General features: G+C 62.8%; 18 protein-coding genes. 6 read left to right on the plus strand and 12 right to left on the minus strand.

Annotation, left to right across the window (positions count from 1 at the left end):
* Nucleotides 1-34: 34 nt before the first annotated feature.
* Nucleotides 35-865 carry an alpha/beta hydrolase gene (locus tag O7A70_RS10575; protein ID WP_337140340.1) on the minus strand — a complete coding sequence of 277 codons (831 nt, stop codon included), beginning with the start codon at nt 863-865 and terminating at the stop codon, nt 35-37.
* 166 nt (nt 866-1031) lie between these two features.
* On the opposite strand from O7A70_RS10575, the gene O7A70_RS10580 reads away from it, so the two are divergent.
* Entirely contained in the window at nt 1032-2657 is a 1626-nt protein-coding gene (locus O7A70_RS10580; protein ID WP_337140341.1) for an AMP-binding protein, read from the plus strand.
* A complete protein-coding gene (gene kynA / locus O7A70_RS10585) occupies nt 2654-3490 on the plus strand; it encodes a tryptophan 2,3-dioxygenase (protein ID WP_337140342.1) in 837 nt (278 codons plus the stop codon). Before O7A70_RS10580 ends, kynA begins: the two co-directional genes overlap by 4 nt.
* Before the next feature lie 57 nt (nt 3491-3547).
* Here the strand turns inward: kynA and kynU are convergent, their stop codons facing one another.
* Genes kynU through O7A70_RS10605 form a run of 4 tightly spaced genes read right to left on the minus strand, consistent with a single transcriptional unit; the run spans nt 3548 to nt 7583 of the window.
* On the minus strand, nt 3548-4795 hold the full coding sequence (gene kynU, locus O7A70_RS10590; RefSeq protein ID WP_337140559.1) for a kynureninase: 1248 nt from the start codon (nt 4793-4795) through the stop codon (nt 3548-3550).
* A gap of 34 nt (nt 4796-4829) precedes the next feature.
* Nucleotides 4830-5753: an ABC transporter permease gene (locus O7A70_RS10595; protein WP_337140343.1), complete on the minus strand. Its 924-nt coding sequence runs from the start codon at nt 5751-5753 to the stop codon at nt 4830-4832.
* A gap of 5 nt (nt 5754-5758) precedes the next feature.
* The gene (locus O7A70_RS10600; protein ID WP_027142633.1) at nt 5759-6538 is read right to left on the minus strand and encodes an ABC transporter ATP-binding protein; all 780 of its coding nucleotides are present in this window, start codon (nt 6536-6538) and stop codon (nt 5759-5761) included.
* Between the two features lie 58 nt (nt 6539-6596).
* On the minus strand, nt 6597-7583 hold the full coding sequence (locus tag O7A70_RS10605; RefSeq protein ID WP_337140344.1) for an ABC transporter substrate-binding protein: 987 nt from the start codon (nt 7581-7583) through the stop codon (nt 6597-6599).
* 153 nt (nt 7584-7736) lie between these two features.
* Between O7A70_RS10605 and O7A70_RS10610 the strand changes: the two genes are divergently transcribed.
* Nucleotides 7737-8510 (plus strand): GntR family transcriptional regulator, encoded by a 774-nt coding sequence (locus O7A70_RS10610; RefSeq protein WP_337106873.1) that lies wholly within the window; start codon nt 7737-7739, stop codon nt 8508-8510.
* Nucleotides 8511-8917: 407 nt separating this feature from the next.
* Nucleotides 8918-9661 carry a transcriptional repressor LexA gene (lexA, locus tag O7A70_RS10615; protein WP_337140345.1) on the plus strand — a complete coding sequence of 248 codons (744 nt, stop codon included), beginning with the start codon at nt 8918-8920 and terminating at the stop codon, nt 9659-9661.
* Here the strand turns inward: lexA and O7A70_RS10620 are convergent.
* Nucleotides 9655-12108 (minus strand): ComEC/Rec2 family competence protein, encoded by a 2454-nt coding sequence (locus tag O7A70_RS10620; RefSeq protein WP_337140346.1) that lies wholly within the window; start codon nt 12106-12108, stop codon nt 9655-9657. The genes lexA and O7A70_RS10620 overlap by 7 nt on opposite strands.
* Before the next feature lie 103 nt (nt 12109-12211).
* Between O7A70_RS10620 and gltX the strand changes: the two genes are divergently transcribed.
* Both gltX and gltA read left to right on the plus strand, forming a co-directional pair.
* Nucleotides 12212-13636, plus strand: coding sequence for a glutamate--tRNA ligase (gltX, locus tag O7A70_RS10625; protein WP_337140347.1), 1425 nt, complete (start codon nt 12212-12214; stop codon nt 13634-13636).
* 182 nt (nt 13637-13818) lie between these two features.
* Entirely contained in the window at nt 13819-15141 is a 1323-nt protein-coding gene (gltA, locus tag O7A70_RS10630; RefSeq protein WP_337128109.1) for a citrate synthase, read from the plus strand.
* Between the two features lie 34 nt (nt 15142-15175).
* On the opposite strand, the gene lpxB is transcribed toward gltA, so the two are convergent.
* The 6 genes from lpxB to bamA all read right to left on the minus strand — a co-directional run bounded on the left by lpxB (nt 15176) and on the right by bamA (nt 22044).
* Nucleotides 15176-16348: a lipid-A-disaccharide synthase gene (gene lpxB, locus O7A70_RS10635; RefSeq protein WP_337140348.1), complete on the minus strand. Its 1173-nt coding sequence runs from the start codon at nt 16346-16348 to the stop codon at nt 15176-15178.
* On the minus strand, nt 16341-17255 hold the full coding sequence (locus O7A70_RS10640; RefSeq protein WP_442921175.1) for an LpxI family protein: 915 nt from the start codon (nt 17253-17255) through the stop codon (nt 16341-16343). Before O7A70_RS10640 ends, lpxB begins: the two co-directional genes overlap by 8 nt.
* Nucleotides 17227-18060 carry an acyl-ACP--UDP-N-acetylglucosamine O-acyltransferase gene (gene lpxA, locus O7A70_RS10645; protein WP_337140350.1) on the minus strand — a complete coding sequence of 278 codons (834 nt, stop codon included), beginning with the start codon at nt 18058-18060 and terminating at the stop codon, nt 17227-17229. Before lpxA ends, O7A70_RS10640 begins: the two co-directional genes overlap by 29 nt.
* Nucleotides 18061-18073: 13 nt before the next feature.
* On the minus strand, nt 18074-18541 hold the full coding sequence (gene fabZ / locus O7A70_RS10650; protein ID WP_015317790.1) for a 3-hydroxyacyl-ACP dehydratase FabZ: 468 nt from the start codon (nt 18539-18541) through the stop codon (nt 18074-18076).
* The gene (gene lpxD, locus O7A70_RS10655; RefSeq protein ID WP_027142622.1) at nt 18534-19589 is read right to left on the minus strand and encodes a UDP-3-O-(3-hydroxymyristoyl)glucosamine N-acyltransferase; all 1056 of its coding nucleotides are present in this window, start codon (nt 19587-19589) and stop codon (nt 18534-18536) included. Before lpxD ends, fabZ begins: the two co-directional genes overlap by 8 nt.
* Nucleotides 19590-19662: 73 nt before the next feature.
* Nucleotides 19663-22044, minus strand: coding sequence for an outer membrane protein assembly factor BamA (gene bamA / locus O7A70_RS10660; RefSeq protein WP_337140351.1), 2382 nt, complete (start codon nt 22042-22044; stop codon nt 19663-19665).
* Between the last annotated feature and the right edge of the window lie 184 nt (nt 22045-22228).

Genomic DNA, 22228 nt, shown 5'->3' on the forward strand with positions numbered 1-22228 from the left:
AAATAAGCTGATAACAAGACAAAAATGATCTCGGCTATTCCGAGATCAAGGCCCGTGTCAACGCGTGCGCAGGGTCGACAAGCCCATCGACAACGTCGTAATGATGCCGATCGGGCTCGACCACGGCACTGGTGGTGGCGCCAAGCCCGGTCCAGATGTTGGCCAGCAATGCATTCTGGCGCAGGAACTCGGAACGCTCCCCGCCGCCAGCCCAGCAGGTGATGCGGACACCATCCAAGGGCCGCAGCAGTGCCGGGCTTTCCGTCAGCGCCTCATGCTCGTCGATTTTCAGCACCGTGTTCATGTCCGTGCGCATCAGCGGACGCAAATCATGCAAGCCTGAAATCGAAACGACATGGCGTATGCGCCGCGAGACATCGGCCGCCAAAGGCGTCGATGTCGTCACCATGCGGCTGGCGAGATGGCCGCCGGCCGAATGTCCGGTCAGCATCAGTGGTCCCCCGACAATGGCCGCCGCCTTGCCGATCGCCGCCCCGATTTCGCTGACGATGCCGGCAATGCGTATATCGGGGCATTGCGTATAGGACGGCATCGCCACGGCAAAGCCGGCGCCGACCCCGCCACCGGCGAGGTGCGACCACAAGCTCTTGTCGGTCTCCATCCAATAGCCGCCATGGATGAACACCACGAGTCCCCTGGGCGCGGCATCGGGAAGGAAAAGGTCGAACCGATTGCGCGGACGATCGCCATAGGCGATGTCGAGCCGTGCCCGGCCCTGAGCCGACATCGCGTCTCGGAATGCTTGCGCGGGTTCCGCCCAGGCGGCCGGCCAACGGTCGCTGCGGGCGATATTGGCGCCGTTGGCGTAGGCATTGTCCCAGTCGGCAATGCGATGGTCGAGCATCGGCACCCTCCCCGAAGCGGCATCGTTTCAACACTAGCAATGGCCGCCGCCATGTCATGCGTCAATGCTCGAGCGAAAAACATTTTAGGCTTGAAACAAATTTCGACTGGTGCGATCCTGCGCTCTGTTCCACCATGGACGTGAGGCAGACAGGGGCAGCCGCAAGATGCTTGGGCCTTCAGCACATACCGACACGTTCACGCGCGATCATTTGCCGCCGCCCGACCAATGGCCGGACTTCCTGCTCGACGGATTCGACTATCCAGAACACCTCAACGCCGGTGTTGAACTGACCGACAGGCTGGTCGAGAAGGGTCTCGGCGACCACACCGCGCTGATCGGCAACGGCCGCCGCCGCACCTACAAGGAACTGTCCGACTGGACGAACCGGCTCGCCCGTGCGCTGGTCGAGAATTATGGCGTCAAGCCGGGCAACCGGGTGCTGATACGCTCCGCCAACAACCCGGCAATGGTCGCCTGCTGGCTGGCCGCCACCAAGGTCGGCGCAGTCGTCGTAAACACCATGCCGATGCTGCGCGCCGGTGAACTCACCAAGATCGTCGATAAGGCGGAAATAACGACCGCGCTCTGCGACACCAGGCTGATGGACGAGATGACCGCCTGCGCCAAAGGCAGTGCGTTCCTGAAGCAGGTGATCGGCTTCGACGGCACCGCCAACCATGACGCCGAGCTCGACCGCGCCGCCCTCGACAAGCCGGTCATCTTCACCGCCGTCAGCACCGGCCGCGATGACGTCGCCCTGCTCGGCTTCACCTCGGGCACGACAGGCGTGCCGAAGGCGACGATGCATTTCCACCGCGATCTCCTGATCATCGCCGATGCCTACGCGCGTGAAGTCCTGCAGGTGACGCCGGACGACATCTTCGTCGGCTCGCCGCCGCTCGCCTTCACCTTTGGCCTTGGCGGGTTGGCCATCTTTCCCCTGCGCTTCGGCGCGGCGGCGACCTTGTTGGAGCAGGCGACGCCGCCCAACATGGTCCACATCATCGAGACCTACAAAGCGACCATTTCCTTCACCGCGCCGACCGCCTACCGGGCCATGCTGAAGGCCATGGACGAAGGCGCCGATCTGTCATCGCTGCGTGTTGCCGTTTCGGCCGGCGAAACCTTGCCGGCGCCGGTCTTCGAAGAGTGGACGCGAAAGACCGGCAAGCCGATCCTCGACGGCATCGGCGCCACCGAAATGCTGCACATCTTCATCTCCAACCGCTTTGACGACAGGAAGCCGGCTTCGACCGGCAAGCCGGTCGGCGGCTATGAGGCCCGCATCGTCGACGGCGACATGCACGAGGTGCCGCGTGGCGAGACCGGACGGCTGGCGGTGCGCGGGCCAACCGGCTGCCGCTACATGGCCGATGACAGGCAGAAGGACTATGTGCGCGACGGCTGGAACCTCACCGGCGACACCTTCACGCAGGATGAGGACGGCTTCTTCCACTTCGCCGCGCGTTCCGACGACATGATCGTCAGCGCCGGCTACAATATCGCCGGACCCGAGGTCGAGGCGGCGCTGCTGTCGCATCCCGATGTCGCCGAATGCGCGGTCATCGGCGCCGACGAAGGCGAGCGCGGCCAGATCGTCGAGGCGCATGTCGTTCTGGTGCAAGGTGTCTCGCCAGACGCGATGACCGTCAAGCGCCTGCAGGAGCACGTCAAGGCAACCATCGCGCCCTATAAATACCCGCGATCGGTCAAATTCATCGCCGCTCTGCCCAAGACCCAGACCGGCAAGATCCAGCGCTTCCGGCTGCGCACGGAGAAAATCAATTGAGCGATCCCTACGATCCGGCGTCCGAAGGTGCTGAGATGTCGTTCAAGGAACGCATGTCCTACAGCGACTATCTGCAACTGCACAAAGTGCTCGACGCGCAGGCGCCGCTGTCATCGGCGCATGACGAAATGCTGTTCATCATCCAGCACCAGACATCGGAATTATGGATGAAGCTCGCCTTGCATGAGATCGGCGCAGCGATCCGTTCGATCCGTGCCGATCGGCTCGAGCCGAGCTTCAAGATGCTGTCGCGCGTCGCCCGTATTTTCGAGCAGTTGAACAATGCCTGGGACGTGCTGCGCACGATGACGCCCAGCGAATACACCGAGTTCCGCGACTCGCTCGGCCAGTCCTCGGGTTTCCAATCCTGGCAGTATCGCGCCATCGAGTTCATGGCCGGCAACCGTAACCTCGCCATGCTCGGGCCGCACAAGCACCGGCCGGACCTCAACGCCAAGCTGGAGGCGATCCTGGCCGAGCCGTCGCTCTACGATGAAGCGCTGCTGCTTCTGGCGCGCAACGGCTTCGACATTGGGGCGGACGCAAAGCGCACGGAGTGGCGCGAGACGCGGACGGAAAACGAAGAAGTCCTGGTCGCCTGGCAGACGGTGTACCGCGATCCGCAGCGCTACTGGATGTTCTACGAATTGGCCGAGAAGCTGGTCGACTTTGAGGACTACTTCCGCCGCTGGCGCTTCAACCACGTCACCACGGTCGAGCGCATCATCGGCCTGAAGCGTGGCACCGGCGGCACATCGGGCGCCTCCTATCTCAAGAAGATGCTCGAGGTCGTCCTGTTTCCCGAACTCTGGAACGTCCGTACCCGGCTCTGAACCCTTGTTTGTGGGAAAACCGCGTCCCAGTTTTCGCGCATGAATTGCGCCGACTTTTCAGGTCACCGCCGTCTTGACCGCGAAGCGCGCATCCTTCCAGGCGCCGGTGCGCAGGATATCTTCCAGTACGTCGACCGCCTGCCATACATCGGTGTAGCCGACATAGAGCGGCGTGAAGCCGAAGCGGATCGTCGACGGCGCACGGAAATCGCCGATCACGCCGCGCTCGATCAGTGCCCGCACCACCTGGTAGCCATTGGGGTGGAGGAATGAAACCTGGCTTCCACGCGCATTGCCATCGCGCGGGCTTTCCAGCTCCAGGCCGTAGGCGCCGCATCTGGTCTCGACGAGTTGGATGAACAGATCGGTGAGCGCGATGCTCTTCTTGCGCACCACCGCCATGTCGACATCGTCCCAAAGGTCCAGTGCCCCCTTCAGCGCCCGCATCGACAAGACAGGCTGCGTGCCGCACAGGAACCGGCGGATGCCGCTGCCGGCCGCGTAACCCTGTTCGAAGGCAAAGGGCCGCGCATGGCCCCACCAACCACTGAGCGGCTGCCGGACTTTGTCGTGATGACGCTCGGCGGCGTAGATGAAGGCTGGCGCGCCCGGGCCGCCATTGAGATATTTGTACGTGCAGCCGATGGCGAAATCGGCATTGGCGCTGTCGAGTTCGACCGGCAAGGCGCCGGCCGTATGGCAGAGGTCCCAGACGATCAGCGCACCGACCTGATGGGCCTTGCATGTCAGTGCCGCCATGTCGCGCAACTGGCCGGATTTGTAATTGACATGGTTGACCAGGATGACCGCGACACGCTCGTCGATCAGTTCCTCAATAGTCGGCGCGTCGACGCCCTCGAGCCGCAGCACGGTGCCGGGCCGCGTCGAGGCCACGCCTTCGGCCATGTAGAGATCGGTCGGAAAGCTGTCGCCCTCGGCGACGATGACCGAGCGGTCCGGCCGCATGCCGAGTGCGGCATGCAGCACCTTGTAGATGTTGATCGAGGTCGTATCGCAGACCACCGTCTGGCCGGCCGCCGCACCGATCAGGCGTCCCAGCTGGTCGCCAAGCGCGACCGGCATGTCGAACCAGCCGGCTGTGTTCCATGCGCGGATCAGGTCCTGCGCCCACTCCTGCGTCGCTGCCTTCTGCAATTCGTCAAAGACGGCGGGCGCCGCGGCCCCGAGCGAATTGCCGTCGAGGTAGATGACGCCTTCCGGCAAGATGAAGCGGTCGCGCATGGCGCGCAGCGGGTCCGCCGCGTCCATGGCTTCGACGGCCGCGAGATCGAGCGTTGCGTGCATGATCTGTGACATTCCCTGATTATTCACGTCCTGGTTACTCACGAATGGCTTCGCGTACCGGTGCGGGTCCCCGGCTGCGCTTCAAGCTGGGCAAGGCAAGCATGGCCAGCACGAACAGGCCCGTTGCAAGCTTCAGGTCAGGCGGCGGCATGCCGGCGGCAAGGCAGAACGACACCAGCTGGTAGTAGATGATCGCGCCGGCGAAAGGCGCCAGCAACTGCCGCCAGACCGTCTGCTTGCCGACGACGGCCTCGCCGATCATCAGCGCGGCAAGGCCGTTGATGAGGATGCCCAGCCCCATATTGACGTCGGCGAACCCCTGCGACTGCACCATCAGCGCGCCGCTTGACGCCGAAAACGCGCTCGCCAGCCCGACACCGCCTATGGTCGCGGCCCAGACATTGATGCCTTGCGCCTCGGCCATGTCAGGATTGGCGCCCACAGCGCGCACGGCCGTGCCCTTCTCGGTCCTGAAGAACATGTAGAGCAGCATGAAGGCGATAAGCGCGAGAAGGCCAGCGACGACGATCTTGCTGGCGGGAAAACCCGGCCGCGCGAACGGCACCCAGTCGAACACCGTCGGCGAGCCGAACACGGAGAGGTTGGACTTGCCCATGATGCGAAGGTTGATGCTGTAGAGCATCGTCATCATCAGGATGCCGGCAAGAAGCGTGTGGATGCGGAAGCGCAGATGGATGAACGCGGTACAGCAGCCCGCCGCGAAGCCGGCAACGAGGGCGGCGGCGATGCCCATCAGCGGCGATGCGCCGGCGGCAAGGAGAACGCCGCAGACGCAGCCGCCCAGCGGAAAAGCGCCTTCGCTGGTGAGATCGGGAAAATTCAGCATGCGAAACGGGATCATGATCCCGAGCACGACAAAGGCCAGGATCAGGCTCTGCGCCAAGGTGACCGGCATGATCGCGACGAAGCTGGCGAGAACGTCCTGAACAAAACCCATGATGATCAGCTCGCCAGCAACATGCGGTCGGTTTTGACGGAGAAATGGCCGATCAGATCGATAACCGTGACCCTCGCCTTCTCCTCGCCGCTAACTTCCAGAAGGACGCGGCCCGCGTCGAGCATGATCACGCGGCTGCCATAGTCGACGGCGTGCTGCATGTTGTGGGTCACCATCAAAGTCGTCAGCTTCAGCGCGCTGACGGCGCGCACCGTCGCCTGCATGACAATCTCGGCCGTGCGCGGATCGAGTGCCGCGGTATGCTCGTCGAGCAGCAGCAAGTCAGGCGATCCGCCGACCGCCATGATCAGCGACAAGGATTGCCGCTGCCCGCCCGAGAGCAGGTCGACGCGTGTGTCGAGGCGGTTTTCAAGGCCGAGGCCCAGTATCGACAGGCGTTCCCTGTAGGACGCAAGGCGGGTGGCGTTCAGCCCCTGGCGCAAGGTGCGCTTGCTGCTGCGCAAATCAGCCAGCAGCATGTTTTCCGCAACCGTCATGCTGGCGGCGGTGCCGCGCATCGGATCCTGGAATACGCGAGCCAGTCTCGCGGCGCGCTTGTGCACCGGCATACCAGTCACATCGGCGCCATTGATCAGGATCTGGCCGGAATCGAGGATCAGAGCGCCGGAAATGGCATTAAGCATGCTGCTCTTGCCGGCCCCGTTGGAGCCGATGACGATGCCGAACTCGCCCGTGGCCAGCAACAGGCTGAGACCGTCCAGCGCGATCTTCTCGTCAGCCTGGCCCTTGTAGAATACTTTACGCGCGGATCGGATCTCGAGCATCGTTCCTCCCTGACCTCAGGGTGACAGCGCCCGCGCCGTCACCCTCACAGCGCCGATGTCAGTCGACGATGCAGCCGCAATCGGCCATCGAAGCCGGTATCTCGATGCCGAACGCAGCCATCGCCTTGCGCGAGATCAACGCCATGTGGTCCTTGTAGGCCGGGCGTGACGGCGCGATCGTCTTGGGATCCTTGCCCTTGAGGACTTCGGCCGCGATGTTGCCGGCGTTGATCCCGACCTGCGTATAATTCACCGCGAAGCTCGCCGGCACGGTGCCGTTGCGGACCGCGCTGTCATCGGCGTTGACGACCGGGATACCGGCCTGGCGCGCGGCGGCGGAGACAGCGGCGATCGCCGGCTGGATCAGGTTCGAGGTCGGTCCGTAGATCACATCTGCTTTCCCGGCGAGCGAGGCGATGCGTTGCTGGATGTCATTGACGTTGTCGATGCCGACTTCCACGACCTCGAAGCCGGCGGCCGGTGCCGCCGCCTTGATCTTCTCGATCAGGGCAACGTCGTTGGCCTCACCGGGATTGTAAGGCACGCCGAAACGCTTGGCGTTTGGTAACAGCTTCTTGGTGAAGGCCATCACCGCGGCAACATCCTGAAGATCGGTGGCGCCGGTCATGCCTTCATCACCGGAGTCCCACGACGGCACGAGCTTGGCCGCCACCGGATCGGTGACCGCGGCAAAGACGATCGGAATGCCGGAGCCCGCGAGCGCTTTCTTGGCGATCTGCGAGACCGGCGTGGTGATGGTGTAGATCAGCTTGGGCTGCTCGGCCTGCAGCTTTGCGATCATCTGCGGCACCAGCGATGCATCGAAATTGGTATGGCTCTCCGTATAGACGACGTCCTTGCCGTCGACGAAGCCATTGTCTGTCAGCGCCTTCTTGAAGCCGGCTATGGCGGCGTTCAATTGCGGATGCTCGCCAAAATTGGCGATGCCGATGCGGATCTGATCGGCGGCGGCACTGCCGGCGCTCACCATCAATGCGCCGGCCACGAACAAACCCGACAGCCAAGCGGATTTCGACTTCAACATCATTTCCTCCCAGATTTGATCGACGCCGCTTGCACCGCGGCTAGTGCGGCGATCATGGTCAGTCCGCCGTCCCGTGTCAAACATTATATATAATTCTTGCCATGCACCTACATCATATATAATTTTCCTCTGCCAGACGATGGATGGACCGTGATGCAGGATCAAACGATCTCCACAAAGACGGAGGCAGCCTATCAGCTGTTGCGGCGCGATATCCTGACGACGCGCCTCATGCCCGGGGCCCCGCTCAAGCTGAGTGCGCTGCGCGGCACCTATGGTGTCGGCTGGACGCCGTTGCGCGAAGCCTTGTCGCGGCTGGAGGCCGAACGCCTGGTCACCGCCATCAGCAATCGTGGTTTTACCGTCGCTCCGGTATCGCGGGCCGAACTGGAGGACCTGGCACGCGCCAGGATGGTGGTCGAGATACCCCTGTTCCTCGAATCGATGGAAAAAGGCGGCAAGGAGTGGGAGGATGCCGTTGTCACCGCCCACTACCGGCTCTCCCGTTGCAAGACCGCGGTCGACGATCCTTCGGATGCGGCCGTCGATAAATGGGACGAGAACCACGAGGCTTTCCATGCGGCGCTGCTGAGCGCGGCGACTTCCAATTGGCTCATGCGATTCCGCTCGACCATCGCCGATCAGCTGCGACGGCATCATCGTTTTCTCGGCCTGGCGCCGACATTGCGGGCCGCGGCTGGCCTGAAGGACGGTTATGAAGAGGCAATGGAGGCATTGTGCGAAGCCATTGCGATCGAACACCATACAGCGATCATGGAAGCTGCACTCGATCGTGACGTCGAGCGGGCCAAGGCGCTGATGACGGCGCATATCGGCTATACCCTGCACGTCTATGTCCATAGCGAAGACAGCGGCGCGACCAAATACGCCGCGCGCGCCGGCAGTTTGAAAGCGGGTTCCGGGTGACTTCAGCGCTTGCGCGACGCCTGTTGGCATGCGCTGGCCGGAGTGGGCCAAGCACCTGGATCCATCGCCGCCCCAAAGCTACCAATCGTTGGCGTTTTGGTTTCGTTTCGTTCCGCGAATAATGGATCCACAAATTGTACAATCCACCCGCGAAGAGCCCTCCGAAAGACTGATGCCACGGCCCATCAGTGGATAGGCCACAGGCCGTTAACCAAAACAATTTCAATGCCTGCCGATCGCGGAAAGGGTCGGCCGCAGTCCGCTGTCGCGGCAAAAAACTTCAGACGCGTTAACAAATTCATTAAACTTTAAACGGTTGCGGAACACAACTGGAACGGATAGTGTTTGTTCTGGGTTTGTTTTTCGATTCTGGTTCAGACCTTTCGTTCAATGCCTTGGGGGCCGCCATGCTGACACGCAAGCAACATGAACTGCTGATGTTCATCCACGAACGGCTCAAGGAAAGCGGGATACCGCCCTCCTTCGACGAGATGAAGGAAGCACTCGATCTTGCCTCCAAATCGGGGATCCATCGCCTGATCACGGCGCTGGAGGAACGCGGCTTCATTCGCCGGCTACCCAATCGGGCGCGCGCACTGGAAGTGCTGCGGCTGCCGGACTCGATCGCGCCGGGCCTCAATGCGGCAAAGAAGTTCTCGCCAAGCGTCATCCAGGGCAGCCTTGGCCAAGGCAGTCTCGGCCGCCAGATCAGGCCGGCGACGCCGCCTTCCCGCCTGGCCGCGGCCGGCAACGACGATGATGCGGTTTCAGCCGTGTCCATCCCCGTCATGGGCCGTATCGCCGCCGGTGTGCCGATCGATGCCATCCAGCATCAGACGCATTCGATTTCGGTGCCGCCGGACATGATCATGGGCGGCGAGCACTATGCGCTGGAGGTCAAGGGCGACTCGATGATCGAGGCCGGTATCTTCGACGGCGACACGGTCATCATCCGCAATGCCGATACAGCAAGTCCGGGCGAAATCATCGTGGCGCTGGTCGACGAGGAGGAAGCAACGCTGAAGCGATTCCGCCGCAAGGGCGCCTCGATCGCGCTCGAAGCCGCCAATCCAGCCTACGAAACACGCATCTTCGGACCGGATCGGGTCAAGGTGCAGGGCAAGCTTGTCGGGCTGATCAGGCGCTACTGAACTTGCTTGCCATCGGGCTTGTCGGCCTTTTTATAGGGGGCCAACCCCCGCGCCTCGCGTGAGAATTTTCGCTGCTCGTGCCAGGGCCGGTATGGTCCGTCGACGGCGAATTCGATCGCAGCCGGGCTCGTGGCCGACTGGGGATCGAAGAAGACGGCGGCACTCCCCTTGCGGGCGAGCTGCCGTTTCGTGACGACGAGAACCAGCGGATTATGGCAGGCGTCATAGGCGGTCGCGTCATTGACGACGATCAGGTCGGCGAAAGCGCAGGCCTTCCAGGTGTTCTTGCGATCTTCGACATAGGCGATGATCGCGCCGGAAGGGTGCCTGGCAAGGCACAGGCCTTCGCGGCAATAGAACGGCGATCCCAGCGGCAGGTCGGTGGGAGTGGCAAGATCGAATTGCCCGTCCGTCTTGTCGAACATTTCCGGTAGGACGACTGTTTCGGAGATCAGAGCGCGTTTCCAATTGTCGGTTGCGAATTCGTTCGGACGTTCCCGGTTGACGGCCAGTTCGCCATTGCCGATCGACAGAGCCACCAACCGCGTATCTTCCGAGATCAGCACATCGGGCGTGCGCGTGTGCGACACAGTCAACAGACCGGCAAGCGCGAATGGCACCGCCGTGAGCCGGAGCCACGTCGTCGCCATCGTCGCGATGACCAGCGCGACGGTGACCAGCAGCACGGATTGCTGCGAAATCAGCCCGACTCCATCGACCGGAGAGCGCTCCGATATCCACGCCGATATGGCGATCATCGCTGTCAGGCCCTTGCCCATGAGGTAGAGAGCCGGCCAATCCAACCCGAACGGCATCAGCAACGCGCTGGCGACGGCCAGGAACATCACGATCGACACGATTGGCATGACGGCCAGATTGGCGAACAGGCTGAGCGGCGACACCCGCTGGAAATGCCAGATGGCAAACAGTGCCGTCGCGCTGCCGGCGATGATGGACGTCATGGCCAATCCACCTGTCGCCAAGAGGAATTTTCGCGTCAGAAACCCGGGTAGGGATCGCTTTGGCGGCGGAGGCCTCGTCTTTCCCTGGTGGTGGTCGGCCCAGCCGGCATAGGCGCCAACCAAGGCCGCGGTTGCCGCGAACGACATCTGGAAACTCGGGCCGACGACCTCGTGCGGCGAAACCAGGATAACGGCGATCGCCGAGATCGCCAGGTTGCGCATGGTCAGCGCCGCGCGATCGAACAAGACGGCGATCAGCATCACCGCCAGCATGATGAAGCTGCGTTCGGCCGCGACGACGACGCCCGAAATGACGAGATAAGCGGCGATCGAAAACAGTGCGGCGGCGGCGGCGTATTTCTTCACCGGCCGGCGCGCGGAAAAGCCTGGAAACAGCGCGAAGGCGCCGCGCAGCAGACCCATGATGGTGCCTGCCACCAGCGCCATATGCAGACCCGAAATCGAGATGATGTGGTAGATGCCGGTTCGCCGCATCGCTTCGTTGATTTCATCGGGAATGCCGGCCCGCACGCCGACGATCAGCGCCGCCGCGATCTCGCCTTCGGCGCCGCCAATGCTGCCCCTGATGTGGTCGGCGATGGCTTCGCGGGCATTTTCGATGCCTGAAAACACGCGTGCCGGCAGCGGCATCTCACCGGCTTCGGCGGAGACAACCGTTGGATTGCCGAGAAAGAAGCCGCTGCCGCCGATGCCGGCGAAATAGCTGTCGAAGGAGAAGTCGTAGCTGTCCGGCCGCACCGGGCCGGTCGGCGGCAGCAGTTTGGCATAGCCTGTGATAAGCGAGCCGGCGGTCATTTCGGGCGGTATCTTGCGTGCCGAAAGCCGGACCCTTTCAGGCGCGTAGCGCAGTTTCGGCCGGGCGGTCGAAACCACGTCCATGGTCAGCCGGATGCGGCCGCTCTCCATCTCCTCGAGCGAGATCACGCGGCCGGTCAGTTGCGTCGAGATTTCCGAGCCCAGCATCCGGGTTCCGGCTCGCCATGTTTCGACCTTCGCCGCGAGCAGGCCAAGCACACACAACAGCAGTGCCATGAAACACAGATGGGTTTTCGGCCAGGAGCGCGCGACGAATGCACAGACCGCCGCCAGAACCACGACCGCGACCGGCTTTGCAAAATCGGGCTCGGATGGCAACGAAAAGTAGCAGATCGCCCCAACGGCCAGACAGACCGGCACCAGCAGGAAGGCGATGCCCCGGTCGAGTTCCAGCTCCGCCGCCTTGGCGACGCCGTGACGCAGGCGTGGCAAGGATATCGGGCCGATTTGCCGGCGCATGCGCACAACTCTGCGTGCGGCAGGAGTGGGAGTTGGCGCTGGGCTATCCGCCTGCAGCGGCTGGGTTGCGGGCGCAGCCACGAGCGGCGATGGCAGCGGGATCGCAGGAGGCGTCGCGAACAGGGATCGCTCGCTGACGCCGACAATGGCGCCCTCGCCCCGATCCGAGCCCCGGCCTCGTCCAGTCATCGGGTCTGCCCCTTGCGCCCTCGACACCCTATGCTACATGAACGCGCGACGCGCGAAAGTCCGCGCACTCCGCACTCAGCTTCAGACGTTTTCCGAGAGTTCCATGCCCGACAAGGTCATCACCCGTTTTGCTCCGTCGCCGACCGGCTATCTGCATATCGGCGGCGCGCGCACGGCGCTGTTCAACTGGCTCTATGCCAAGCACACCGGCGGCACGATGCTGCTGCGCATCGAGGACACCGATCGCGAGCGTTCGACCGATGCGGCCACATCGGCCATTCTGGATGGCCTGACCTGGCTCGGCCTGTCATGGGACGGTGACGCGGTCTCCCAATTCGAGCGCGCGCCGCGCCACCGGGAGGTGGCCGAGGAGCTGGTGCGCCTGGGCAAGGCCTATTACAGCTACGAGACTTCAGCCGAGCTCGAGGCGATGCGCGAGGCGGCACGCGCCAAGAGCCTGCCGCCACGCTATAACGGCCACTGGCGCGACCGCGCCCCGTCGGAGGCACCCGCCGGCGTCAAGGGTGCCATCCGCATCAAGGCACCGACCGAGGGCGAGACGGTGGTGCAGGACCGGGTCCAGGGCGAGGTGCGTTTCCCCAACAAGGATCTCGACGATTTCATCATCCTGCGTTCGGACGGCAACCCGACCTATATGCATGCCGTCGTCGTCGATGACCACGACATGGGCATCACCCATATCATCCGTGGCGACGATCACCTGACCAACGCCGCCCGCCAGACGGTGATCTACAACGCCATGGGCTGGGACGTGCCGTCGATGTCGCACATCCCGCTGATCCATGGCGCCGACGGCGCCAAGCTGTCGAAACGCCACGGCGCGCTGGGCGTCGAGGCCTACCGCGCCATGGGCTATCTGCCCGAGGCGCTGCTGAACTACCTCGCGCGCCTGGGCTGGAGCCATGGCGACGACGAGATCATGTCGATCAAGGACATGATCTCCTGGTTCGATATCGGCGACGTCAACAAGGGCGCGGCGCGCTTCGACTTCGCCAAGCTCGAGGCGCTGAACGGCGTCCATATGCGCCGCATGGCCGACACCGAATTGTTCGACATTTTCATCGCCACCTTGCCCTATCTGGAGGGTGGCCCGGCGATGGCGGCGCGCCTCGACGAGAAGAACAAGGCGCAGTTGCTGGCAGCACTTCCGGGCCTGAAGGAGCGCGCCAAGACGCTGGTCGAGCTCGTCGACGGCGCCGGCTTCCTGTTTGCCGCGCGGCCGCTGCCGATCGACGACAAGGCGGCACTCCTGCTCAACGACGATGCCCGCAAGATCCTGCGCGGCGCTCACGAAGCTTTGAACGCGCTGTCCGGCGACTGGACAGCCGCCACGGCCGAGGCCGCGATCCGCGACTATGCGCTGGCTGGCGGCCACAAGCTTGGCGCCGTGGCCCAGCCGCTGCGGGCTGCCTTGACCGGCAAAAGCACATCGCCAGGTGTGTTCGACGTGCTGGCCGTGCTGGGGCGTGAGGAAAGCCTGGCGCGCATAGCGGATCAAATCGATTAGGAGCAAACTGGCCCAAGAAGATTGGCATTGAAAGGCGCGTTTCGCAGTGCAACATTAGGCTTGGCCCAATCTGGCACGCACCTCCTAAAATGCGGTGGCGAATACGCGCATTGCGGTGATTTCGACGTGTCGCTCTGCGGAATTTGCCTTTGCCGGCATGAGGAAACAAGAAGGAGTTTGCAATGACCGAAGCTGCGAAAAAACTGGATGTGGGCGGCCAGGAGGCCACTGCAACGCTGCAATTCGCCGGCAAGACTCACGAATTCAAGGTGCGAAGCGGCTCGGTCGGACCTGACGTCATCGACATCGCCTCGCTCTACAGCACCACCGGCGCCTTCACCTATGATCCCGGCTTCACCTCTACGGCAAGCTGCGAGTCGGAAATCACCTTCATCGATGGTGATGCCGGCATCCTCCTGCATCGGGGCTACCCGATCGACCAGTTGGCCGAACACGGCGACTTCCTCGAGGTCTGTTACCTCCTGCTCTACGGCGAACTGCCGACGAAGGCGCAGAAGGACGATTTCGATTATCGCGTGACGCGCCACACCATGGTGCACGAGCAGATGTCGCGCTTCTTCACCGGCTTCCGCCGCGACGCGCACCCGATGGCGGTGATGTGCGGCGTGGTTGGCGCGCTGTCGGCCTTCTATCACGACTCGACCGACATCTCCGACCCATACCAGCGCATGGTTGCGTCCATGCGCCTGATCGCCAAAATGCCGACGATCGCGGCCATGGCCTACAAGTACCACATCGGCCAGCCCTTTATTTATCCGAAGAACGAGCTGAATTTCGCCGCCAACTTCCTGCACATGTGCTTTGCCGTGCCGTGCGAGGAATACAAGATCAATCCGGTGCTGGCGCGCGCCATGGAGCGCATCTTCATCCTGCACGCCGATCATGAGCAGAACGCTTCGACCTCGACCGTTCGTCTCGCCGGCTCTTCGGGCGCCAACCCCTTCGCCTGCATTGCCGCCGGCATCGCTTGCCTGTGGGGCCCGGCCCATGGCGGCGCCAATGAAGCGGCGCTCAACATGCTGGGCGAGATCGGCCATGTCGATCACATCCCGGAATTCATCGCCCGCGCCAAGGACAAGAACGATCCGTTCCGGCTGATGGGCTTTGGCCATCGCGTCTACAAGAACTACGATCCGCGTGCCAAGATCATGCAGAAGACGGCGCATGAGGTTTTGGGCGAACTCGGCATCAAGGACGATCCGCTGCTCGACATCGCGATGGAACTGGAAAAGATCGCGCTGACCGATCCCTATTTCATCGAGAAGAAGCTCTATCCGAACGTCGACTTCTACTCCGGCATCACGCTGAAGGCGCTGGGCTTCCCCACCACCATGTTCACCGTGCTGTTCGCGGTCGCCCGCACGGTCGGCTGGATCGCGCAGTGGAAGGAAATGATCGAGGATCCGCGCCAGAAGATCGGCCGCCCGCGCCAGCTCTACACCGGCGCGCCGGAGCGCGACTACGTGCCGATCGCCAAGCGGTGAGCGGTGCCGGGCTGATGACCGAAAAAGGCGTCCGTCAGGGCGCCTTTTTCATATGGCGCAGGACCACGCCCGCGGCGATTTCACCGGACGGTTTGTCCGTTGCCATGCGCCGTGAGATCTCGGCAAACCCGTCTTTCTGCCAGGCGCGCATGCCATTGTCTGCCAACAGCGCTTCCAGCTGGCGCGCAAGATTGTTCGGTTTGACGTACTCGTTGTAGAATTCCGGGATCAACGCGCGATCCGAGATCAGGTTGGGAAGCAGCGCCGACCAGACGGAAACGAGATACGGCGCGACGACGCGTGCGACCGGGTCGAGCCGATAGCAAGAGATCATCGGCACCCCGGACAATGCCAGTTCCAGGGACACCGTGCCGGACGCGATCAACGCGGCGTCGGCCTTGCCGAAGGCCTGCCATTTGCGCTCGGGCTCAAGGATAATCTCGGGTTTCTCGTCCCAGCGCGTGACCGCGGAGCGCACGGTATCCGCGACATGCGGCACCGTCGGCAGCATCAGCCGGAGCCGATGCCCGCGAGCCCGCAACATCGACACGGTCTCGCCGAACGGTTCGAGCAGCCGCCGCACCTCGCCGCGCCGCGAGCCGGGCAGGACGAGCAGCGTCTTCACGCGGTCTGGTGATAGATCACGCGGCTGGGCTTGAGCCTTTGCCGCCGAGAGCACACCCGCGTCATGGGTCAGACGGTGCCCGACATAGGTGCCGGGCGGACCACCCAGCCGATCGAGTTCATTCACTTCGAACGGCAGGATGCACAGAATGTGGTCGACATAGGGCTTCATCGCCACCGCCCTGCCCGGCCGCCATGCCCAGACGCTCGGGCAGACATAGTGGACGATCGGGATCGACGGGTTGGCCGCGCGCACTTTTTTGGCGACGCGCAACGAAAAATCGGGACTGTCGATGGTGATGAGGCAGTCGGGCTTGGCGTCCGCAACCATCCCCGCCAGCTGGCCGATCCGCCGGATCAGGCGCGGCAGGTCACGCAGGACGGCGCTAAACCCCATCAGAGCGACCTCGCCGGCGTCGAACGGCGAAACCAGCCCAAGCGCCTGGAGGTGGCGGCCGCCGAGTCCAACGAGTTGCACCTCGCGCTCTGTCATCTGGCGGAGCGACCGGACGATGTCAGCGCCAAGGAGGTCGCCTGACTCCTCGCCCGCGACGATCGCGATCTTCAGCGCCCTGTCAGCCATGTCCGGACTCCGCTGCTGCCAGGCCGACGATGAACAGCCCAAGCTCATTGGCACGCGAGAGGGTTGCGGGGCCTTCGAGGATCAGGGAGCGTCCCGCTTCGACGGCAATGCCGGCAAGGCCGGCCGCATGCGCTGCTTCTACCGTCTGTGGTCCCATGGAAGGAAGATCCGCCCGCAACTCCTGGCCAGGCTTGGCGCATTTGACCAGAACGCCGCGCGTCTTGCCGGCGATACGGCCGTGGCCGCGTAGCAGCCTGGCGCGGTCCAGCAATCCGGCCGTGCCCTCGATGCCTTCAAGCGCAATGGTCCGGCCGCCGACCGCGATCGCCGCCTGGCCGATATCCAGCGCCCCAATGGCCTTTGCCGCCGCAAAACCCGCCTCGATGTCGCGCCAGTCCGATTTCAGAGGCTTAGCCTTGGTCAACACCCCTTCGGCGGCGACAAGGTTCGGCACGATCTCGTGGGCACCCACGACTTTAATCCCCCGGGCCTCGAGCCCGCGCGCCACCACCTTGAGCAGCCCGTCATCGCCACGCGCCAACGCCATGACAACGAGGGGCACCACGGCGAGCAGGCTGAGGCTTGGTCGCAGATGTGTCAGCCTTGGCCTGCGCTTTATCTCGCCGGCAAGTACCAGATGGGTAATCCGGTTGCGCTTGAGCAGCGGAACGAGCGATCCTATCGCCTCCAGGGCAAGGGTATCATGCTCGTACCGGCACAACTCCGCCAGGCGGTCAGCCTCACCGTCCATGAGCACGATGAAGGGCGCATGACCCTGTTCGGCCAAACCGGCAGCGACTTCGACCGGAAGGCTGCCCCCGCCGGCGATGATGCCGACCCTGGCATCAGGCGGGAGATCAAGACCAGCCGCGGCTGTCTCAGCCTTCGTCATCGGTATCGTCGCCATCGCCGCCCTTGAGCGATGGCACCGCGTAGTGCCGCTTGCCGCGACTGGTGATGAAGTCGATGATCTTCATTGCTGTCGGCGACGAGGCGAACTCCGCCTTGGCGAACTCGATGTTCTCGCCGACGGTGCGGGAGCGGTCGAAGATCGTCTTGTAGGCCTTGCGCAGCAGATAGATTTCGGAACGGGGCAGACCGGCGCGCTTGAGGCCGATGATGTTCAAGCCGCGCAAGCTGGCGCGGTTACCGACCGCGATGGCGTAGGGAATGACATCACCAACAAAAGCCGAGCATCCGCCAAGAAAGGCGTTGTCGCCTACACGCACGAATTGATGAACGGCGCTAAGGCCGCCGATATAGACATTGTTGCCGATCTCGCAGTGGCCGCCCAATGTCGCCCCATTGGCGAAGGTGGCGTTGTTGCCGACGACGCAATCATGGGCGATATGGGCGTAGGCGAGGAAATTGCCATTGTCGCCCACCGTCGTTTCGCCGCGGCTGGTGTCGGTGCCGACATGCATGGTCACGCCTTCGCGGATGGTGCAGTTGGCGCCGATGACGAGTGTGGTGCGGCCGCCCTTGTGCTTGGTGTTCTGCGGCGGTCCGCCCAGGATCGCCATCGGATAGATCTTGGTCGACGCTCCGACAGTGGTCGCGCCCATGACCGAGACATGGCTAACCAGTTCGACACCGTCACCGATCACCGCATCGGCGCTGACATGGCAGAACGGCCCAATGCGCACACCGTGGCCGATTTGGGCGCCTTCTTCCACGACGGAGGAAGGATGGATTGACGTGTTGATTTTCATGGGCACTCGATCGTCAGTCGCCGGTGACCATCATGGCTGAAATCTCGGCCTCGGCCGCCTTGGTACCTTCGACCAGGGCTTCGCAGGCGAATTTGAGCAGGTTGCCGCGCTTCTTGATTTTCTTGACATGGATCTTCAACTGGTCGCCGGGAACGACCGGTTTGCGGAATTTGGCGTTGTCGATGGTCAGGAAATAGACCAGCGAGGGCTTCGACGCCCCGAGGCTGCGGATGCAGATGGCGCCCGCCGTCTGCGCCATGGCCTCGACGATCAGCACACCCGGCATCACCGGCTGCTCCGGGAAATGACCCTGAAAATGCGGCTCGTTTATGGTCACGTTCTTGATGCCGATGGCGGAGTCGTCGCCATCGATGTCGACGATGCGGTCGATCATGAGGAAGGGGTAACGGTGCGGCAGGAGCTTCATAAGCCCCAATATGTCGACCGCTTCCAGCGTTGTCGCCGCCACCATGTCAGCCATTGTCCTTGCCCTGCTTGCGTGCCCTGGCCATCGTGCGCAACATGGCTATCTCTCGCATGGCTTCCGCCATCGGCTGCGCCGGATAGCCACCCCATATCTCGCCGGCGGGAACATTGCTCATAAATCCACTTCTGGCGGCAAGCTTGGCACCTGTACCAATCGTCAGATGATCCGCAAGCCCGACGCCGCCGCCCATGGTGACATTGTCCCCCACCACCACGGAACCGGAAATACCCGAAAGCCCGGCTACTATGCAATTGCGACCGATGCGGACGTTATGGGCGATCTGCACGAGATTGTCGATCTTGGTACCTTGCCCGATGATCGTATCGGACATGGCGCCGCGATCGACGGTGGAGTTGGAGCCGATCTCGACATCGTCCTGGATGATGACCCGCCCGATCTGTGGAACACGTTCGGGACCCTTGGCGCCGCCGACAAAGCCAAAGCCGTCCTGGCCGATCCTGGCGCCACCATGGATGATGACCCGATTGCCGATCAATGCGTACTGGATGCTGGCGCCCGGGCCGACATAGCCGTCACGGCCAATCTGGCAGGACTGTCCGATGACGGCGTTTGGCGCGATGACGGTGCCGCTGCCGATCGAGACGCCTGGCCCGATGACCACGCCGGCCTCGATGACAGCGCCGGCTTCGACATGCGCTGTCGGATCGACGTGGGCATGGGGCGAAACACCGGTTTCACCGGTCATCGGCCCCGGCGTAGCGGCCGTGGGGAACAGCAGCCGACCGACCAGGGCGAATGCCTGTTGCGGCCGCGGATGGATCAGGACGGCGACGCTAGCCGGCGCCTTGTTCGCGAATTCCGCCGGACACAGCACCGCTGCCGCCCGCAGCGACGGCATCAGCGCCGAATTGCGCCTGCCGTCGACGAAGACGAGCGCGTTGGCGCCGCCTTCATTGGCTGGCGCCAACGCTTCGATCGAAACGTCGGATTGGCCGGAATCGACAAGCACCGAGCCAGTCAGATTCGCGACTTCGGCCGCCGTATACCGGCGTGATGGCGCGAAGAACACCGGATCGGTCATTCCAGAAGCTATATCCAGCTAGGTCGGAACATTTCTCCCGGATCCAAAACCCGGGAGCATCGTTGGCCGCCGATCAGAAGCGGGTCGATATGCCGAAGTTGAATTCCTGCACGTCGTCTTTGGCTTCCTTCTTGACCGGGATCGCATAGTCGATACGGATCGGCCCGAATGGCGAGGCCCACATCAGGCCGACACCGACCGAGGCGCGTATCTGCAAGCCGGTCGAGTCCTGATCGACCAGTGACTGATCGGCAATCTTGTTGCCGTAGAGCGTCGCCGCATCCGCGAACACCGCGCCACGCAAGCCGAAGCTCTCGGGAACAACCGGGAGCGGGAATTGCGCCTCGGCCGAAGCGTTGAAATAGGTCGTGCCGCCCAGATGATCGCCGCTGGTACCGGTAGCGACCGGGCCGATGCCACCATAGGCAAAGCCGCGGATCATGCGATCGGTGCTCTGGAAGTGGTCGAAGATGCGCAGATCGCCGTCGCTGCCGTAACCCTCGACGTGACCCGCGCCACCTGAAAGGAGGCCGACAAGGTCAAGCTGCTCGGACAGCGTCTGATAGATGCTGCCGCGGCCGGTGATCTTCACGAACTTGGCATCGCCACCGAGACCGGCGACCTCCACGGTCGTGTTGGCATAGATACCCTCGTGCGGGTTCTTCATGTCGTCGATGGTGTTGTAGACCAGTCCCAGGCTGACCGAGGACTTGATCCATGGGCTCTGCTCGATGCCGTCGAGGACGGCCTGTGAGATGTTACAGGTGCCGTCGGGATCGAGGTCGCTGGTAGGACCACAGCTTTTGTCGACCTTATACTTCTCTTGCGAGATGTTGTACGCCAACTGGGTCGTGATGCTGTTGGTGATCGGCAGTCCGAAACGGATCGTCGCGCCGGTGGTGTCGCTGTCGTAGTTGTTGTTGTATTCCCGCGTCGACTTGTAGATGTCGAAGCCGGCGGCGATGCGCCGTCCGAGGAAATAGGGCTCGGTGAACGACAGGCTGTAGTCGCGCGAGTTCTTGCCGCCACCGGCCGACACCTTGATGAACTGGCCGCGACCGAGGAAGTTGCGCTCGGTGATCGATCCTTCGACGGACGGTCCGGCCGAGTCGCCACCGGTCGAATAGCCGGCGCCAACCGAGAATTCACCCGTCGACTTCTCGACCACATCGACCACCAGCACGACCTGATCAGGGGCCGAGCCAGGCACGGTCGAAATGTCGACTTTGTCAAAGTAATTGAGGTCTTCCAGACGCTTCTTCGCGCGCTGGATGAGCACCTGGTTGAACGCGTCGCCTTCGCTGACATCGAATTCGCGGCGAATGACATAGTCACGCGTCCGATCGTTGCCGCGGATCTCGATGCGCTCGACATAGGCCTTGGTGCCCTGGTCGACCGTGTAGACCACCGAAATCGTATGGTTCTCGAAGTTGCGATCGCCACGCGGCGTCACCTGCGCGAATGCGTAGCCGGAACCGGCCACCTTCTCCGTCAAGGCAATGATCGAGTCTTCGACATTCTTGGCGTTGTAGACATCGCCCTTGTGTGTTTCCACCACCGATTCCAGCGACTTGGAGTCCACTTCCGGGATCGTGCTTTCGACGCTGATGTCGCCGAAAGTATAGCGCTCGCCTTCCTGGACGGTGATGGTGACCGTGTATTTGTTGGTCGCATTGTCGAGCTCGCCGACAGCGGAAACGACCTGGAAATCAGCATAGCCGTGATTATAGTAGAAGCGGCGCAGCAGTTCCTGGTCGGCGCGCAGCTTGTCTTCATCATAGACGTCGTCGCGCAGGATGAACGAGACCCAGGATGAGCGCTTGGTATTGATCACGTCCGACAGGCGGCGGCTGGAATAGGCGCTGTTGCCGACGAAATTGATTGCCGCGATCTGCGTGCGATCGCCTTCGGTGACGTGGAACACCACATTCACGCGGTTGTCGCCGAGCTCCATGATCTGCGCGGTCACGCCGGCATCGTCACGGCCGATGCGCCTGTAAGCGGCCTTGACCGCCTCGACGTCCGAATCGAGCGTAGCCTGGGAGAACGTGCCGCGCGGCTTCAGCTGAACCGCTGCCTGAAGCGCGTTGTCCTTGAGCTTCTTGTTGCCCTGGAACAGCACCTGGTTGACGACCTTGTATTCCGAAACCTTGACGACCAGGGTCGAGCCGACCTGGTTGATCTGGACATCGGAGAACAGGCCGGTGCCGAACAGCGCCTTGACCGCGCTATCGACATCGGAGCTGGAGAAGGCCTTGCCGGGCTTGATGGTGATGTAGTTGCGGATAGTATCGGCGTCGACACGCTGGTTGCCGCTCACCTCCACCCTGCTTACGACAGCGGCTTCGGCCGCCGATGTGGCAACGAACTGCACTGCGAGCGCACCGGGTACGACCAGAGCGGCGGACAGTGCCGCCGCTGACGCGGCGTTTAGAAACTTGGATGCTGCCTTCATCGGGCTTAATAACCTTTTCTCGTAGTCCCCACGGCGAGAAAACCGGACGTGCGGTCATTTCCCCTACCGTATTAACCGGATTTTCCCTACACGCAAGGCTTCTGGTTAATTTGTATTTACTTAACCCTGTTGCGTGGCTTTCGCGTCACTCATATCCCCGTGCATGGTAAACGGCGTCTCAACA

The organism is Mesorhizobium sp. Cs1299R1N1, from assembly GCF_037179655.1.
Taxonomy (GTDB): domain Bacteria; phylum Pseudomonadota; class Alphaproteobacteria; order Rhizobiales; family Rhizobiaceae; genus Mesorhizobium; species Mesorhizobium salmacidum.

Bases quoted from the DNA above. Each gene is read 5' to 3' on its own strand.
- O7A70_RS10595 (WP_337140343.1), bottom strand. From the start codon at position 5,753: ATGGGTTTTGTTCAGGACGTTCTCGCCAGCTTCGTCGCGATCATGCCG.
- fabZ (WP_015317790.1), bottom strand. From the start codon at position 18,541: ATGGCTGACATGGTGGCGGCGACAACGCTGGAAGCGGTCGACATATTG.
- O7A70_RS10575 (WP_337140340.1), bottom strand. From the start codon at position 865: ATGCTCGACCATCGCATTGCCGACTGGGACAATGCCTACGCCAACGGC.
- lpxD (WP_027142622.1), bottom strand. From the start codon at position 19,589: ATGACCGATCCGGTGTTCTTCGCGCCATCACGCCGGTATACGGCGGCC.
- O7A70_RS10640 (WP_442921175.1), bottom strand. From the start codon at position 17,255: ATGGCGACGATACCGATGACGAAGGCTGAGACAGCCGCGGCTGGTCTT.
- lexA (WP_337140345.1), top strand. From the start codon at position 8,918: ATGCTGACACGCAAGCAACATGAACTGCTGATGTTCATCCACGAACGG.
- lpxB (WP_337140348.1), bottom strand. From the start codon at position 16,348: ATGGCTGACAGGGCGCTGAAGATCGCGATCGTCGCGGGCGAGGAGTCA.
- O7A70_RS10620 (WP_337140346.1), bottom strand. From the start codon at position 12,108: ATGACTGGACGAGGCCGGGGCTCGGATCGGGGCGAGGGCGCCATTGTC.
- bamA (WP_337140351.1), bottom strand. From the start codon at position 22,044: ATGAAGGCAGCATCCAAGTTTCTAAACGCCGCGTCAGCGGCGGCACTG.
- gltX (WP_337140347.1), top strand. From the start codon at position 12,212: ATGCCCGACAAGGTCATCACCCGTTTTGCTCCGTCGCCGACCGGCTAT.
- O7A70_RS10610 (WP_337106873.1), top strand. From the start codon at position 7,737: ATGCAGGATCAAACGATCTCCACAAAGACGGAGGCAGCCTATCAGCTG.
- O7A70_RS10600 (WP_027142633.1), bottom strand. From the start codon at position 6,538: ATGCTCGAGATCCGATCCGCGCGTAAAGTATTCTACAAGGGCCAGGCT.
- gltA (WP_337128109.1), top strand. From the start codon at position 13,819: ATGACCGAAGCTGCGAAAAAACTGGATGTGGGCGGCCAGGAGGCCACT.
- O7A70_RS10605 (WP_337140344.1), bottom strand. From the start codon at position 7,583: ATGTTGAAGTCGAAATCCGCTTGGCTGTCGGGTTTGTTCGTGGCCGGC.
- lpxA (WP_337140350.1), bottom strand. From the start codon at position 18,060: ATGAAAATCAACACGTCAATCCATCCTTCCTCCGTCGTGGAAGAAGGC.
- kynU (WP_337140559.1), bottom strand. From the start codon at position 4,795: ATGCACGCAACGCTCGATCTCGCGGCCGTCGAAGCCATGGACGCGGCG.
- O7A70_RS10580 (WP_337140341.1), top strand. From the start codon at position 1,032: ATGCTTGGGCCTTCAGCACATACCGACACGTTCACGCGCGATCATTTG.